Here is a 15,956-nt window from a genome sequence, read left to right as displayed (position 1 = left end):
GCCTTGGTTGCGGGTCGATGACCGGAAAATGGGGGTTTGATGAAAGCGGGTGCGGCGCCCGGACGCCCCCTGGCGCCCGGTGCCGCGGGGGCCGCTGCTGTCGGTCCCGGGCATCAATGTGCCGCCGCCTTCGTGAAGAAAAGGCGGGGCGTTTGTGAAAATGCCGTTGAGGTGGCGGGGCGTCAGCGGCGCGCGTCGAGCGCTGCGCGGATCGCGTCGAACATGGCCGCGCCGCGCCGGCGTGCCGAGTCCAGGAAGGCCTCCAGCGACTGCGCCTCGGCGGCGGTCCAGGCCCACGCGGCGGGGTCGAGCTGTTCGAGCTCGGCGAGCGGGCGCACGCGCGTGCTGCCGCCCAGCGCGTCGTGCACCAGCGCGGAGATCTTGGGCGTGTTCGATTCCACCGCGACAAAGGGCGTGCGGGTGGCGAGCGCCAGCGTGACCGCGTGGAAGCGCCCGCTGACCAGCAGGCCGTGCCCCGCCAGCAGGCGCAGGAAGGCGTGGCGCGAGCGTGTGTTGCGCCCGGTGGCAAGCGCGTGCAGCCACTTGGCATGGCGGCGCAGGTATTCGTAGCCGGCGCCGTGTTCGGCGCGCCGCGGGCGCGCGGCGTGGGTGAGCCGGGTGTGGGCCCAGCCGCGCGCGGCGCACAAGGCTTTGAGGCGCGCGGCGACGTCGGCCTTGACCGAGTCGGTGCCCACGACGCCGGCGCGCGCGCCGGACGCAGACGGCGTCACCATCAGCGTCAGGTCGGGCACCACCGCGGCGGCAAGGCCGCTGCCCGCCAGCGTGGCGAGCGAGCCGCTTTCGCGCAGGTAGAGGGCATCGAAATCGCGCAGACGATCGATCACGCACGGCTCCAGCGCATACAGCGAGGCGTTGACGAGAAAACTGGGGATGCCGGCGAGCGCGCGGGCGTGGCCGGCGATTTCGGTCAGGTAATGCGCGCGTGCGCGGCGCGCGCTGTCGTGGATCGAGCCCTCGCCGTTGACGATCACCGCGTCCACCGTGCGCAGCGCCGCATCCACCTCGGGCCGCCCGCGCCAGTCATGGCCCATCGGCCAGTGGAACACCGGCTCGATGGCGCGTGCGCGCAGTTCGGCGGCGAGCACCTCCATGACGAATTCACAGCCGTAGTGCGAGGTGCGGCGGGTGTCGTTGAAGACGGCAACGCGGAGCGGGCGCATGGGGTCAGCGGGCGGACAAGTCGCGCAGGCGGCCGCTGGCGATCATCGTCGCCGCGGCGCGCGCCTCGACGTCGCCGTCGTGCGCGGTGGAGGATTTGCGCCGGCCCGGCAGCAGCCCGAACAGCCGGCGGTGGTAGAAGGTGCCGCTGGCGAAGAAGTCGAACCCGGCGAAGGCCAGATCCGCGCAGCGGCCGTACTGGAAGAAGAGGTTGATCGCAATCAGCCCGGTCGAAGGGCGCGCCGGCGCGGTGCGCGCATGCAGCGCGTCCCACACTTCGAGCGGATGCAGCACCAGCGTGTCGCCCAACGCGGCGAGGTCGGGCATGCGCTCGCGCTTGGGCGTGGCCCACACGGTCCAGCGCGGGCGATAGGCGGACAGGATGGTGGCGGCGTCGAGCTTGTCGGTGGAGCTGAACACGATGTCGGTGCGGCTGCCCTGGTGGCGGGGCTCGCGCACCAGCCCGAGGTTCATCCGCACCACCAGGTCGAAGCCGTCGATGCGTTCGCCCAGCCCTTGCGAGAACTGGCCGCTGCTGTTGCCGACCACGACCACCCGGCGGCCGGCCACTTCGTCCAGCAGCGCGCGCAGGCGCTCGTCGGCGGGCAGCGGCACCGCGGCGGGGATCATCGAGCGCCTCCGGTGGCGACGCGCAGCCGGTGGGCGAGCGCGCCGGCGGGCACGGCGAGCGTCAGCACCAGGATGTTGGTGCCGACGATGGCGGGGAAGAACACGTTGGTCAGCGAGAACAGCAGCGCCGCTACCGTGGCGAGCAGCCCGTACAGCGCGAAAGCGCGCGCTTCGGCGTCGGCGTGGCGCAGGCCGGGGGCGAAGTAGCGCCCCAGCCCGCCCAGCAGGCCGCCGAGCGCGAGCAGGCCGAGCACGCCGCCGCGCGCGGCGGTGTCGATCAGGCCCGAGTGCAGATGGGTGTAGCGCGCGAAGTCCGGCGGCAGCAGGCCGGCCTGCGCCTGCGCCGCCAGCCAGGGCGCAAGCTGGCCGTAGCCGATGCCGGACAGTGGATGGGCAAGGAAGGCGTCGAGGCCGAGGCGGTAGAGCTGCAGCCGGGTGCCGACCGAGGACAACTCCATCCGGGCGGCCTCGGCCGGCGTCGCGTGCCAGGCGTGGAGGACGGCGTCGATCTCCGCCACGCTGCGCGCATGCAGCGCAGGCACCGCCGCCACGGTCGCGACGGTCAGCGCCAGCGCGGTCGCGGCGTAGGCCAGCCGGTGGCCGCGGCGCGTGCGCTCGGCGGCCAGCGCGAGTATCCAGGCGAGTGCCGGAATCGCGATCCAGCCGCCGCGGCTGCCGGACGCGAAGGACGCATACAGTGCGGCCAGCGTGGCGCCCGCGGTCACCAGCGTCAGCGGCGTTCCGCGCTGCTGCGCGGGTTGGGCCAGCCAGCCCGCCGCCGCGAAAAAGCCGAGCAGCAGCGCGTTGTTGCCGAACGGAATCGCGTTCATCGGGCCGCTGGCGCGCTCCATGCCCAGCCACTCCACCTGCCACGCCGCCATTGCCGCGGCGGCGTAGCAGCCGACGAGGCAGCCGTGATGCAGCCAGTGCGCCGGCAGCCCGCAGCGCGACAGCGCGAGCATGATGCCGATCGCCAGCAGCAGCCGGCCCGGCTTGTCGAGCTGGCCGGGGTCCCAGCCGGTGAGGGCGAGATTGAGCACGCAGTACAGCGGCACCAGCGCGAAGATCAGCGCCAGCATCGCCTCGTCGCGGTGCAGCCGGCCACTGGCGAGCGCGAGCCCGAAGCCGGCGCAGGCCAGCAGCGCACCCACCGTGCCCGGGCTGGCCGGCCCGCGCAGCACGACCAGACCGGCGAAGCCGAGCACCGCGGCCGCGCCGCACAGCGGCGCCAGCCTTGCGCCGGCGCCGGGCGAAACGGTGTGCCCGTGATTCACGCCCGTCACGGCCGCAACACCACGCCGACCGCTTCGAAGCTGCGCGCCATGTCCTCGCGCTCGGCCGCCGACTTGAAACGGATGCGCGACCAGCCGCAGGCCTCGACCACGGTGTCGGCGCCGTAGAGCTGGCGGGCGAACAGCAGCGCCGACGAGCGCACGCCGAGCACCGCGTGGTAGTGGCGCGCGGCCATGAAGCGCTCCAGCGGCTCCGCTGGCGCTACCGTGCGGTAGTCGGGATGGGTCAGCTCGTGCTGGCGATCCTTGGGGTGCGGCTTGTAGTCCACCGCGTCGATGCCGAGCGCGTCGAGGCGGGCGCGGATCTCGGCGGTGACGGCGGCGAGGTCTTCCGCGCGCATCAACCCGAAGGCGGTGAGCGGCTGGCCGACGACCAGCGCGCGGCGCGGGCCGCCGGCCGCCGCCGCATCCTGGCCGGCTTCCACCAGCGGCGGCAGCACCGCCACCTTGTGCGCCGGGTAGGCGTGGGGCAGGCCGGGCAGCACGTAGATGCGGTCGCAGAACGGCGCGTCCGAGCCGATGCGGTCGCCGCCGAAGCACCAGTAGTCCAGCTCCGGCGCTGCCAGCCGGCGCAGCTTGCGACCGAGCTGCGCAAGGCGCCTGGCCAGGCTGAGCGGGTAGCGCCGGGTGCTGATGATGCCGTCCGGCAGGATGCGGGCGTGCATCGAACGCGCGCCGCAGGCGGGCGGCAGCGCGCGCAGGAAGTAGTTGATCGCCTCGGTGTCGAACACCGCGCTGTGGATGTGGAGCCGCTCGCAGTGCCCGACGAGGGCGGCGACCAGCGCGATGTTGGCGCGCAGCCGGCGGTGGCGGCCGAAGGCGCCGGGCAGCGGTTCCCAGCGCGGCCAGGGCATGAAGGCGGTGGCGTCCCATTCCTCGGGGCGCACGATGTTGGCCACGCTGTGCTTGTACCAGACCAGCACCTGTCGGCTGCCGGCCTCGGCGGTGGCGGCAATGCGGCGCGCCGCGAGGTATTGCAGCGGCGAGGCGACGAAGTAGAGCGCGACGGTGCCGGCCGCCACCGCTGGGGCGGGCGAGGGCGCCGCGCGCAGCACGCTGTCACCGCCAGGCCCGACGCAGGGGGAAGGCGGCAGCGACGCGGCGAGCGCGCCGCCCTCGGCCGCGGCGTCCGGAAGCGCAGGCCGCCACAGCGGCAGGCGGGCGGCGTGCAGCGGCTTCATGCGGGTTCGGCCAGGGCCAGGGCGGGTTCGGCCTGCCCGCCGCCGGCCAGCAGCCGGGCATAGGCACCGCCGGCCGCGGCCAGTTCGTCGTGCGTGCCGGATTCGACGATGCGGCCGTGCGCCATCACCACGATGCGGTCGGCGTCGCGCACGGTGGACAGGCGGTGGGCGATGACCAGCGTGGTGCGCTGGCGGCGCAGGCGGTCGAGCGCGTCCTTCACCGCGCGCTCGGAGGCGTTGTCCAGCGCCGAGGTGGCTTCGTCCAGCAGCAGGATGGGCGCGTCGCGCAGGAAGGCGCGGGCGATGGCGATGCGCTGGCGCTGGCCCCCGGAAAGCTGGTCGCCGTCGTGGCCGATGCGGGTGTCCAGCCCCTGCGGCAGCGCGGCGATGAAGTCCCACGCGTGGGCGGCGCGGGCGGCGGCCTCGATCGCGGTGCGCGACACGTCCGGCCGGCCGTAGGCGATGTTGGCGGCCACGGTGTCGTCGAACAGCACCACCTGCTGTCCCACCCAGGCGATCTGGCTGCGCAGCCACGCCAGCGGCAGCGCGTCGAGCGCATCGCCGTCGAGCAGGATGCGGCCGTGCTGCGGGGTGTGAAAGCGCGCGACGAGATTGACCAGCGTGCTCTTGCCGCTGCCGGAGGCGCCCACCAGCGCCACGGTTTCGCCCGGCCGCACGGTCAGGCTGAAGTCGTCGAGCGCGGGCGTGTCCTGGCCCGGATAGCGGAAGCCGACGTGCTCCAGCCGCAGTTCGCCGCGCGCGGGCGGCCGCTGGTCCGTGCCGCCGGTGGCATCGGCTTCGGCCGGCGTGTCGAGCAGTTCGAACAGGCTCTGCGCGCCGGCCAGCCCGCGCTGGATGACGGCATTGATGTTGGTGAGGCGGCGGATCGGCTCGAACAGCATCGCCATCGCGGTGACGAAGGCGACGAACTCGCCGGGCGTCAGGCGGTTTTCGGCGGACAGCAGCGAGGCCACCCAGATCACCGCCGATACCGCCGCCGCGGCGAGGACCTGCACCAGCGGTGCGTTGGCGGCAGCGATGCGCACGCTGCGCATGGTCTGCTTGCGCAGGCGTTCTGCGAGCGTGGCGAAGCGCGCGTCTTCCCAGTCGTGGCTGCCGAAGAGTTTGATCTCGCGGATGCCGGCAAGCGACTCTTCCACCGCGCCGGTAACCGCCCCGGTGGTCTCCTGCATCGCGCGGTTGGTGCCGCGCAGCTTGCGGCTGGCGATGCGGATCAGCCACGCCACCAGCGGCGCGATCGCAACGATCAGCACGGTGAGTTCCCACGCGGTATAGACCAGGTAGCCGACCAGCCCGACGATGATGCAGGCGTCGCGGATCACGACGATCCACGCGGTGGAGAGCGCCGCGCCCACCTGCGGGATGTCGTACAGGATGCGCGACAGCATGCGGCCGCCGGCTTCGGCCTGATGCACCGCCAGCGGCAGGTGCAGTTGGTGGCGGAAGACCCGGCGGCGCAGGTCGGTGATCGCCTTGTTGGCGATCCACTGGCTGGACACGCTGGCGACGTACTCCGCCACGCCCTTGGCCACGAAGGCGAGCAGGATCAACAGCGGCACCTGCCATTGCGCCGCGGTACGGCGCGCGATCAGGCTGTCATCCACCAGCGGCTTGAGCAGCGCGGGCAGCACCGGCTCCAGCGCGGCGGCGGCCACCATCGCCAGCAGCGACAGCGCCACCACGCCGCGATAGGGGGCGAGGCTGCCGAGCAGCCGCCGGTAGAGCGTAAAGGCGTCTTTCATTCCCGCCGCAGCACCGTGTCGACCATCGCGCTGGCCCAGCCGTGGTCGCGGAAGGCGGCCTTGAGCGCCTGTTCGTCGTACACCGTGTCCACCCAGTCGAGAAAGGCGATCGGCGTGCGCGCGTGGTGGGGGAGATAGCTGGCGAAGAAGAAGTCGAGGATGCCGGTGCGGGCGCGCTTCGAATGGCCGTATTTCCACGACAGCTCGCGCATCGCCTCGCGCACCGGGTGGCCGAGTTGCAGGATGCGGTACAGGGCCGCGCCCAGCCCGGCGCGGTCGGCGCCCGACTTGCAGTGCAGCAGCGCCGGGTACTGCAGGCCGGCGAAGAGGTCGCGCATGCGGTGGATTTCTTCCACCGACGGCGGCACCCGCGAGTACAGCTTGACGCTGTGCAGCGCGATGCCGAGGCGGGCGCAGGCTTCTTCCTCGAAGAAGTAGGAGCCGTAATCGTGCACCCCGCGCAGGTTGATGATGCTGCGGATGCCGTGGCGGGCGTGGTAGCGGCGGATCTGCGCCGGGCTGGGCTGGCTGCAGCGGTACATGCCGCCGCCCAGCGCATGGAAGTTGTTGTACACCGCGCGGATCGCGCCGTGGTCGACCAGATGCATGTCCAGCCAGGCGCGCAGCCGGCGGGTGGGGGTGGATAACGCTGCGTTCATGCCTGCCTGGTTCAGTAAGCCTTGAAGCCCTTCAGCAGCCATAGTGACGCCCTTCTGTGAAAATCCGGATACAGCGCGACATCCACTTCGCCCAGGGGCTGCGCCTGTTCGAAACGCCGGGTGACCTCGGCCAGCGCGGCCGGGTCGCGGCGGATGGAGGCAAACAGCACGCTGCCGCGGTCGTCCGCGCGCAGCGGCGCGGTGAGGCCGTAGTGATCGACGATGTGGGCGTCCGCCTGCCAGCGCGCGTAACGCAGCGGGCGCAGGCCGTAGATGAGCTGGGCGAGCAGTTCGCGGTCGTCGCCCATCAGGATCACGTCGGGGTCGCGGGTGCGCGCGGCCTCGTAGTGCGGACGTACCGCGGCCACCAGCGCGTCCCAGCCGCGGGCGCGCTTGTAGGGGTCGCTGCGGCCGGTCAGCGGCTTGCCGGCCGCGGCGAGCAGGTCCTGCCAGTGATACAGCCCCAGCCCCAGCACGATATTGAGCGCGACCGCCGCCATCAGCAGGCGCGCTCGCTGCGGCTGCAGCGTGGCCGCGACGAACAGGCAGCCCGCCACGAAGACCGGCGCCGCCCAGTTGCCGTTTGCACGCCCGGTCAGCGCCTGCAGGCTGACCACCAGCAGCAGCGGCCACACGAAGACGAGCAGGAAACGCAGCCGCGCGTCGGCCCACAGCGCGCGGGGCGCGCGCAACGGCAACAGCAGGCCCAGCGCGAGCAGCGGCCCGAACGCGGCCCACTGCGCGAGCAGAAATTCGCCGAGTTCGTCCGGCTCCCAGCCGCGCGCGTTCAGCCGCGTGATCTCGGCGGTGTGCTGGAAGGTGGGAAAGCCGTGGTGCGCGTTCCACCACAGGTTGGGGGCGAAGATCGCCAGTGCCACCGCCAGCGCCAGCCAGGGCCCCGGCGAGGCCAGCCGGCGCCGCCCCGCGGGCTCGGCCAGCAGCGCCAGCAGGGCCGAGCCCGCGAACGCGAGCATCGTGTACTTCGACATCAGGCCCAGCCCGGTGACCACACCCAATCCCAGCCAGGGCGCGATGCGCTCGTCGCGCTGCGCCTGCCACAACAGCAGCAGCGCGAGCGCCCAGCACAGCAGCAGCGGCGCATCGGTGCTGGCAAAAAGCCCCAGCGCGGACGTGGCCGGCAGCGTGAGGAAGGCGAGCCCCGCCCAGCAGCCGGTGCGGGCGTCGAACAGCACGCAGCCGAGGCGGTGGATGACCAGCGCGGTGGCCGGGTACAGCATCAGCGACGGCGCCTTGAGCGCGTACAGGTTGTCGCCGAACAGGCGTTCGGACAGCGCCAGCAGCGCGGCGATCAGCGGCGGCTTGGAGTAGTAGCCCCAGTCCAGCGCCTGCGCCCAGCCCCAGTAGTAGGCCTCGTCCACATACGGGTTCAGCCCGAGGCGCGCGAGCACCGCCAGCCGGTATGCAGTGGCGAGCACCACGCAGCCGAAAAAGAAGCGCGACAAGGCGCGCTCGGCGGCGGCAGGGGCGGGGAGCGAGGATGTCGCAGGCAGCATGCGGGCGATTCTAGGGAGCGCTTCGTGAGCCCTTCGTGAAGGTCGTGTTACGGCTGCGCCACGGCGGCGGGCAGCGCCGGCGGCAAAACGCACGCGGCGGCGCGGGCGGATTGCGCTAACCTTCGCTCCTATTACCAAGGACAACGAAGGCGGGGCATGCGGATACTTGCGGCAGATATCGGCGGCTCGCAGTCGCGCCTGCTGCTCGCGGAACTGGAGGGCGAGGCGTGGCGCACGCTGCGCCGCCACACCTTTCCCAGCCCGGATTTCGCCTCGGTGGAGGCGCTGCTGGACGGCTTTCTGGCGGGCGGCGAGGCCGTGGCGGCAGCCTGCCTCGCGGTCGCCGGGCCGGTGGCCAGCCAGCGCGTCGCGCTCACCAACCTGCCGTGGATCGTCGATGCGGCAGCCCTTGCGACCCGTTTCGGGCTGCGCCAGGTGCGCATCGTCAACGACTTCGCCGCCCAGGCCCACGGCCTGCCCGCGCTCGATGCGGATGGAATCTGCACGCTGCAGGCCGGCGCCCCGGTGGCGGATGGCTTGCGCGCCTTGATGGGGGCCGGCACCGGCCTGGGCGTTGCGCTGCTTGCCGGACCGGACGCCCACCCGCGCGCGCTGCCGAGCGAAGGCGGCCATGCCGATTTCGCCCCGCGCAATGCCGAAGAAATGGCGCTGGTGCAGGACCTGTTGCCGCGTCATGGCCGCATCAGCCTGGAAACCCTGCTGTGCGGACGCGGGCTGGAGCGCCTGTACCGGCGCGCGGCCGGGCTGGCGGACGACGCACCGGCGAGCGCGCGCGCGATCGGCGAAGCGGCGCTGGCCGGCGAGCCCGCCGCACGCGATGCGGTGGCGCTGTTCGGCCGCCTGCTCGGCGCCGCGGCGGGCAATCTGGCGCTCACCAGCCTCGCGCTCGGCGGCGTCTATCTCAGCGGCGGCATCACACCCAAGCTGCTGCCGCTGTTGCGCGACGGCGGCCTGCGCGAAGCCTTTTGCGACAAGCCGCCGATGCGTGCGCTGATGGAGCGGATTCCGCTTCATGTCGTCACCGACGAACTGCTCGGGCTGAAGGGCGCGGCCCAACTGGCGGCGCGCCTGGCGCGCGGGCTGGACTGACGATGGGCGCGGCCGCCACTCCGCCTGTCTCGCGCGGCCGCGTATCGCAGTTGCTGCGCCAGTTCCGCCTGCTGGTGGCGCCGTACTGGCGCAGCGAGCGCAAGTGGCGGATACGGGCGGCAACCGCCTGGCTGGTGCTGCTGACCATGGCCCAGGTGGGGTTGGCGATCTGGATCAGCTACTGGAACCGCGAGCTGTTCGACGCGCTGGAGGAGCGCTCGCTGTCCGACCTCGCGCGCCAGACCCTCACCTTCGTGCTGATCTTCGTGCTGACGATGGCGGTGACCGCGGCGCATCTGCACATCAAGCGCTGGGTGCAGCTGGACTGGCGCAAGTGGATGACCAGCCAGCTGCTCGACCGCTGGATGGCGCATGCACATCTGTATCGCCTGAACTACTCCAGCGCCGACCACGACAACCCGGACGGGCGCATTGCCGAGGACGTGCGCATCGCCACCGACATGGCGATCACGCTGGCCCATTCCCTGCTGTTCTCGCTGCTGATCCTGGGCAGCTTCGTCGACATCCTGCTCGAAGTGTCCGGCACCGCGCCGGTGCCGGGCACCTCGTTCGCGGTGCCCGGCTTCATGGTGGCGATGGCCTTCGTCTATGCCGGCGTCGGCACCGTGCTGGGGCTGATGCTGGGCCGCCCGCTGATCCGCAGCACCAACGTGCTGCAGGCGGTGGAGGCCAATTTCCGCTTCGGCCTGGCGCGGGCGCGCGAGCATTCCGAGCCGGTGGCGATGATGCGGGGCGAGCGTTTCGAGCGCCGCGCGGCCGACCAGCAGTTTGCCGACGTGGGCCGCGGCTGGAACCTGCAGACGCTCGCCTATCTCGGCATCGTGTCGTTTTCCACCGGCTACGGCACGCTGCTGCCGGTGTTCCCCATCCTGATCGCGGCGCCGCAGTACATCGGCGGGGCGATGTCGCTGGGCTTGCTGATGCAGGCCGCTCAGGCCTTCCAGCGCCTGACCTCGGCGCTGTCGTGGCCGGTGGACAACCTCGGCGACCTCGCGCGCTGCCGGGCATCCATCGACCGCATCGTGGCGCTGTATGAAGACCTGGATGCGCTGGAGCGGCGCGGCTGGGAGAACGACGCCAGCGGCGAGCGCATCCGCGTCATCCATTCCCACCACCCGGAGCTGCGCATCAGCGGACTGCGCCTCGAGTCGCCCAGCGGGCAGGTGCTGCTGGAGGATTTCGAGCTGCATGTGCGGCGCGGCGAACGCATCCTGATCACCGGCGACCCGGCGCTGACGATCAGTCTGTTCAAGGCGGTGGCGGGCCTGTGGCCATGGGGCAGGGGCGAGATCAGCCTGCCCGAAGGGCGCGACATGATGTTCCTGCCGCAGCGCCCCTTCCTGCCCGAAGGCACGCTGCGCGCGGTGCTGAGCTACCCGCAGCGCGCCACCCGCTACAGCGACGCCGCGCTGCATCGCGCGCTGGAATGCGCCGGCATCTCCTGGCTGGCGCCGCGGCTGGACGAAAGCGAGGACTGGAGCCGCAGCCTCTCGCTGCGTGCGCAGCAGCGGCTGGGCATTGCGCGCCTCTTCCTGCAGCAGCCGGGCTGGGTGTTCATCGAGGAAGCCACCGACGCCTTCGACCTGAAGGACGAGGTGTGCACCATGGAGATGCTGCACCACGAGCTGCCCAGCACCACGCTGCTCAACATCAGCCTGCACAACGGCCTGTTCCACTTCTACGACCGCAAGCTGGTGCTGACGCGCCAGCGCGAGCCCGCCGCGCGGGCCCGCGAAGCCGCCGCGCTACCGGAAGCTTGACGGCAGCCAGCCGCGCTCCACGCTGTCGCGGAAGCACCAGGCCGGCGTGGTCTCGGTTTTGTAGCTCCAGAAGAACCAGCCGAGGTATTTCTCGAAGGTGGCCAACTGCGCCGCCGCGTAGCCGCGCGTGGCCACGTTCTGTTGGAAATCGTCCATGTATTCCAGCGCGTGGTTGAACGGGCCCTCTGCCCACAGCGACACCACCCGCAGGTCCAGCCCCAGGCTCCATTCGCCGCAGATCGCCGGCAGGTTCAGCTCGGTGATGATGTCGTCCGCTTCCTGCTTCCATTCTCCGGCCGCCTTGCGGATGTGGCCGTAGATGTCCATGTCGATCTCGGCGCGGTCGAAGCACTGGTAGCGGTGCAGGTCGAAAATCACGTTTTCGTATTCCGGCGCCTGCATGAAGCCAAGGTATTCGCGGAAGGAGCGGAAACCGTCGTGGAACACCACCGCCACGCGGTCTGCCGGGCAATGCTTGCGGATGCGCGCGTAGGCCTGCAGGTAGAAGGCCTTGAGGTAATCGGTGGGCACGTCCCAGCGCGGCTCGTTGAGCGCCTCGATGGCGTGCAGCGCGGGATGGTTGCAATAGCGCTGGGCGAGGCGTTCGAGCACGTCCAGCGTGTGCGCCAGGTAATCCGGCTGGGTGTGCCATTCGCACACACCGAGGATGCCGCCGTTGTCGAAACCGTTCTGGCAGCCGGGCGCGGCGTGAAGGTCCAGCACCACGTGCAGGCCGAACTCGCGGGCCCATTCCATCGCGCGGTCCAGCACGTCGATGCCGCCAGTGACGAAGGGCTGGCGTTCGCTGCCGTACTTGGGGTGGTAGGGGTAGCCGGGGCCGAAGATCCAGTGCCCCACCGGGATGCGCACCGCGTTGATGCCGCGTTCGGCCAGCCAGGCGAAATCATCGCGGGTGACGAAGGTGTTCCAGTGGTGGCGCAGCTTTTCCGGCGCGGCGCTGCCGAGTTCGGCGCACCAGGTGGTTTCGTCGGTCGCCGCCAGGCCTTCGAACAGGCTGGGGACCATCCACTTTTCCAGCAGCAGCCAGCTTCCCAGGTTGACGCCGCGCAGCTTCAAGCTCTTGCTTTTCATTATTCGCCTCCTGTTCGTTTTGCACCGCCCAGGCACTGTGCAACAGCGACGTTGCGGCGGTCCAATTAGTCTCACAACGTCTGATGACAGGATACTCGCCATGAAAACCGGATGGTGGCGCAACGCGGTGGTGTACCAGGTGTATCCCCGCAGCTTCATGGATTCCAACGGCGACGGCATCGGCGATCTGCCGGGCCTGCTGCAGCGGCTGGACTACCTGCAGTGGCTGGGGGTGACGGTGATCTGGCTGTGCCCGATGTTCCGCTCGCCCAACGACGACAACGGCTACGACATCAGCGACTACCAGGACATCCACCCCGAATTCGGCACCATGGCCGACTTCGACCGCCTGCTGGAAGAACTGCACCGGCGCGGCATGCGGCTGGTGCTGGACCTGGTGCTGAACCACACCAGCGACGAGCATCCGTGGTTCATCGAGTCGCGCAGCTCGCGCGACAACCCCAGGCGCAACTGGTACGTCTGGCGCGACGGCCGCAACGGCGGCCCGCCCAACAACTGGGAGAGCATCTTCAAGGGCTCGGCCTGGGCCTGGGACGAAGCCACCGGCCAGTATTACCTCCACCTCTTCACCCGCCGCCAGCCGGACCTGAACTGGGAGAACCCCGAGGTGCGCACGGCCATGGCCGCCATGGTGCGCTGGTGGCTGGACAAGGGCGTGGACGGCTTTCGCATCGACGCCGTCACCCACATGAAAAAAGCGCCCGGCTTTCCCGACGCGCCCAATCCTCAGGGGCTGGAGTTTGCCCCCGCCTACGGCTGCCACATGTGCGTGCCCGGCGTGCTCGATTTCGTCGACGAACTGGCGCGGGCATCCTTTGCCCGCTACGACGTGATGACCGTGGGCGAGGCCAACGGCGTTTCGGCCGCGCAGGCGGTGGAATGGGTGGGCGAAGACCGCGGCCGGCTCGACATGATCCTGCAGTTCGAGCACTGGCACCTGTGGTCCAACCAGCCCCGCGTCGCGCTCGACGTGCGCGCGTTGAAGACCATCCTGACCCGCTGGCAACTCGCGCTGGCGGAAAGCGGCTGGAACGCCCTCTACCTGGAAAACCACGACCTGCCGCGCGTGCTGTCGCGCTGGGGCGATACCGCCCGCTATCGCTACGAAAGCGCCACCGCGCTCGCCGCCATGTACTTCCTGATGCGCGGCACGCCCTTCATCTACCAGGGCCAGGAACTCGGCATGGCCAACACCGTGTTCACCAGCCTGGACGACTTCCGCGACCGCTTCGCCTACAACCGCATCGAACGCATGCGCGCCGCCGGCATGGACGACGCCGACATCCTCGCGGAAATGTCACTGACGGCCCGCGACAACTCCCGCACTCCCATGCCCTGGAACAACAGCTCCAACGCCGGCTTCACCACCGGCATCCCCTGGCTGGCGGTGAACCCGGAGTACCCGGCGATCAACGTCGCCACCGAACGGGAGGAGCCGCGCTCGGTGCTCAACTTCTACCGCGCGCTGATCGCGCTGCGCACCACGGAGCCGGTACTGGCACACGGCCGCTACCGCCTCGTCGCCAAACGGCATCCGCAGGTTTATGCGTATCTGCGCGAGTCGGAAGAGGGGCGTTTTCTGGTGGTGTGCAATTTGACCGCGGAACCGGCGACGTTTTCACACCGGGCGTTTCCGTGGCAGCGGGTGAAGCTGCGGCTGGGGAATTATCCGACGCCGCGGGATGAAGGGGAGTGGGGGGTGTTGAGGGCGTTTGAGGCGCGGGTGGTGGAGGTGGGGTAGGGGGAGAAGGAGATGTCGCGGGTTGATGCGGCGAGTTGGGGGATTTTTGCGATCGGGTGAGGACGGGGTGTCGGCCGAAGCCGACTTTGGGTCTCCGGCCTATTCGGCGGGTCAATGGCCGTTTTCGTCAGTCCGAACGCAAAACGAGAATGCTGCCCAGCGACCGAAGGCGAACGACCTCTTCGAGAATCAGGCCGCCGGCCCGAATAACTGACTTCCATTCGGCCAACGTGCGCTCCCGTCCGCGACAGCCGACAAACATCTGCATGTCGAAGGAGGCAGCGGCAACATCGGCACTGCTTTCCGGCAGGACCATTTCCAGAATTGCCGCGCGCGCACCGCTATCGCCGATGGCCTCGCGGAGTTTCTGCAATGCCCGAACGCAGGTATCGTCGTCAAAGCCATGCAGTACGGCCGAGAGCAGATAGACATCCTTCGGCCCTGTCGCCGCCGGAATCGTTTCGAGCAGGTTGCCGGGTTGGAAGCGCAGGCGTTCGACCCCCTCGGCTGGATGGTTTGCCCAATACCGTTGAGACGCCGCTACAACCTGGGGCCGGTCTACGATCAGGGCGGACAGCCCGGGGTGGCATTTCAGGATGCCCAAGGCCTTGGTGCCCCGGGAGCCGCCGACATCGATGATGCGTTCGAACCGACTCCAGTCCAGGTCGGTGGCATAACCGTCGCCGGCCAGGGCCTCCACGCTGTCCATGGCTGCAGAGAAGAGCTGATCGAAGTCGCCGTTGTGGTCCAGGTAGTCGAACAGGTGCTCTCCATGGCTGAGACTGAAAGGCGGCGTTCCGCTGCGGATGCCGGCTTCCAGTTGCTCGAACCAGGGGCGGCTCATGGCCTCCGAGTTGTGCATCAGGATCATGGCACGCACGCTTTGCGGGTCGTCACTGGCCAGACAGCGGGAAAGCGCGTTGTTGCGGAAAGTCATCGGGGCCATTTCCTCGAAGACTCCCATAGCGGCGAGGAATCGCATCAGGCGCCCGAGGGCGCTGCCGTTGGCGCCAAGCCGGCCGGCAAGTTCGGATGCCTGCAGGCTCTCCGTTCCTAGAACAGTGGCCACGTCCAGCCGCGCCGCGACGAAGAGCGCCCGAGATTGCCAGTAGGCCGAGCCAATTTGGACGAGCCGGAAAGGGGCCGGTGTCACTTTGTTGGGGATGCCTTGAAGCCACGCGCCAAATTTCATGGCCTTTGCGAATCGGCGCACCGCACCGGCGTTCATTTGGAGTGTCATGCCGCTTCCCCCTGTCGGCGGGAAATGGTCGGCGCTAGGCCGGCGGCAAACAAATGACCGTTGAACCTGGCGAGGCTCTCCAGGAAGGCATCGTCCATGGGTCGCTCCATCTGTTCCTCGAAGATGTCCTTGAGCAGCATCGGGGTCATGGCCAGGCTGACGAAAGCCAGGCGCAGGATGTCGGGGTCGATCGCTGGTGCGACCTGTCCCTGGGCCTTCAAGTCGGCGACCTTGCGCGCCCCGCGGGTGCGTCCGCGTTCCAGCAGCTGATGAATGAAGCGGCGACCCGGCCCGTGTCGGAGTGCCAGCACCTTGAGGATCAGTTTGGGAAATTCGGGACGGGCCGACATCGTTCGGTAGTACAGACCAAGGAATTCCGCGAAACCAGCCGTCGAGGACAAGAGCGGTCCATCGAGAACATCCAGCAGCGGGCTCAAAGTCTCACGGATCATTTCCTCGTAGAGCCCTTCCTTGCTGCCGAAGTAGTAGCGGATCATCGATACATTGGCATCGGCACACTCGGCAATGCGCCGGGTCGTGACGTTGTGATAGTCATCGGCAAGGAAGCAGTCGAGTGCTGCCTTGATCAGGCGGCTACGGAGCGGTTCTGCAGGATTGCAAGTGTCCATGATCGGTTCTGATGGCTTGGATGACAGTGAGGTTAGCAGCCGCCCTGGCCCGATCGTGACGCTTTCGTCAATCAAATTCAGCCAGATGATTGATCGAGGCCGTCATCCCGAGCCGGCGGATACA

Annotated in this window: 13 protein-coding genes; 3 read left to right on the top strand and 10 right to left on the bottom strand. The window is 69.6% G+C overall.

What is annotated here, in order from left to right; translation table 11 throughout:
* Positions 1–182: 182 nt before the first annotated feature.
* Genes dqs_RS12050 through dqs_RS12020 form a run of 7 tightly spaced genes read right to left on the bottom strand, consistent with a single transcriptional unit; the run spans position 183 to position 8,218 of the window.
* The gene (locus tag dqs_RS12050) at positions 183–1,181 is read right to left on the bottom strand and encodes a polysaccharide pyruvyl transferase family protein (RefSeq protein WP_065340614.1); all 999 of its coding nucleotides are present in this window, start codon (positions 1,179–1,181) and stop codon (positions 183–185) included.
* A 4-nt stretch (positions 1,182–1,185) separates the two neighbouring features.
* A complete protein-coding gene (locus dqs_RS12045; protein ID WP_065340613.1) occupies positions 1,186–1,809 on the bottom strand; it encodes a glycosyltransferase family 29 protein in 624 nt (207 codons plus the stop codon).
* Positions 1,806–3,083: an O-antigen ligase family protein gene (locus dqs_RS12040; RefSeq protein ID WP_157108183.1), complete on the bottom strand. Its 1,278-nt coding sequence runs from the start codon at positions 3,081–3,083 to the stop codon at positions 1,806–1,808. Before dqs_RS12040 ends, dqs_RS12045 begins: the two co-directional genes overlap by 4 nt.
* 5 nt (positions 3,084–3,088) lie before the next feature.
* Entirely contained in the window at positions 3,089–4,282 is a 1,194-nt protein-coding gene (locus tag dqs_RS12035; protein WP_084018467.1) for a polysialyltransferase family glycosyltransferase, read from the bottom strand.
* Positions 4,279–6,045: a lipid A export permease/ATP-binding protein MsbA gene (gene msbA, locus dqs_RS12030; protein ID WP_065340611.1), complete on the bottom strand. Its 1,767-nt coding sequence runs from the start codon at positions 6,043–6,045 to the stop codon at positions 4,279–4,281. Before msbA ends, dqs_RS12035 begins: the two co-directional genes overlap by 4 nt.
* Positions 6,042–6,704, bottom strand: a complete 663-nt coding sequence (locus dqs_RS12025; RefSeq protein ID WP_236778683.1) for a protein-tyrosine phosphatase family protein — start codon at positions 6,702–6,704, stop codon at positions 6,042–6,044. Before dqs_RS12025 ends, msbA begins: the two co-directional genes overlap by 4 nt.
* Before the next feature lie 11 nt (positions 6,705–6,715).
* Complete coding sequence (locus tag dqs_RS12020; RefSeq protein ID WP_065340610.1) at positions 6,716–8,218, bottom strand: ArnT family glycosyltransferase; 1,503 nt, start codon at positions 8,216–8,218, stop codon at positions 6,716–6,718.
* A gap of 156 nt (positions 8,219–8,374) precedes the next feature.
* Between dqs_RS12020 and glk the strand changes: the two genes are divergently transcribed.
* Complete coding sequence (gene glk / locus dqs_RS12015; RefSeq protein WP_065340609.1) at positions 8,375–9,328, top strand: glucokinase; 954 nt, start codon at positions 8,375–8,377, stop codon at positions 9,326–9,328.
* Between the two features lie 2 nt (positions 9,329–9,330).
* Positions 9,331–11,109 (top strand): ABC transporter ATP-binding protein/permease, encoded by a 1,779-nt coding sequence (locus tag dqs_RS12010; RefSeq protein WP_065340608.1) that lies wholly within the window; start codon positions 9,331–9,333, stop codon positions 11,107–11,109.
* Here the strand turns inward: dqs_RS12010 and dqs_RS12005 are convergent.
* On the bottom strand, positions 11,095–12,201 hold the full coding sequence (locus dqs_RS12005) for a glycoside hydrolase family 5 protein (protein ID WP_065340607.1): 1,107 nt from the start codon (positions 12,199–12,201) through the stop codon (positions 11,095–11,097). The genes dqs_RS12010 and dqs_RS12005 overlap by 15 nt on opposite strands.
* 100 nt (positions 12,202–12,301) lie before the next feature.
* Between dqs_RS12005 and dqs_RS12000 the strand changes: the two genes are divergently transcribed.
* Positions 12,302–13,963 carry a glycoside hydrolase family 13 protein gene (locus dqs_RS12000; RefSeq protein ID WP_065340606.1) on the top strand — a complete coding sequence of 554 codons (1,662 nt, stop codon included), beginning with the start codon at positions 12,302–12,304 and terminating at the stop codon, positions 13,961–13,963.
* A gap of 127 nt (positions 13,964–14,090) precedes the next feature.
* On the opposite strand, the gene dqs_RS11995 is transcribed toward dqs_RS12000, so the two are convergent.
* Positions 14,091–15,203, bottom strand: coding sequence for a methyltransferase (locus dqs_RS11995; protein WP_065340605.1), 1,113 nt, complete (start codon positions 15,201–15,203; stop codon positions 14,091–14,093).
* A complete protein-coding gene (locus dqs_RS11990; RefSeq protein WP_065340604.1) occupies positions 15,200–15,832 on the bottom strand; it encodes a TetR/AcrR family transcriptional regulator in 633 nt (210 codons plus the stop codon). Before dqs_RS11990 ends, dqs_RS11995 begins: the two co-directional genes overlap by 4 nt.
* Positions 15,833–15,956 lie beyond the last annotated feature (124 nt).

Source organism: Azoarcus olearius (genome assembly GCF_001682385.1).
Lineage (GTDB): Bacteria > Pseudomonadota > Gammaproteobacteria > Burkholderiales > Rhodocyclaceae > Azoarcus > Azoarcus olearius.
Note: the sequence above shows the minus strand (reverse complement) of the source record. Positions and strands in the feature narration are given on the sequence as shown.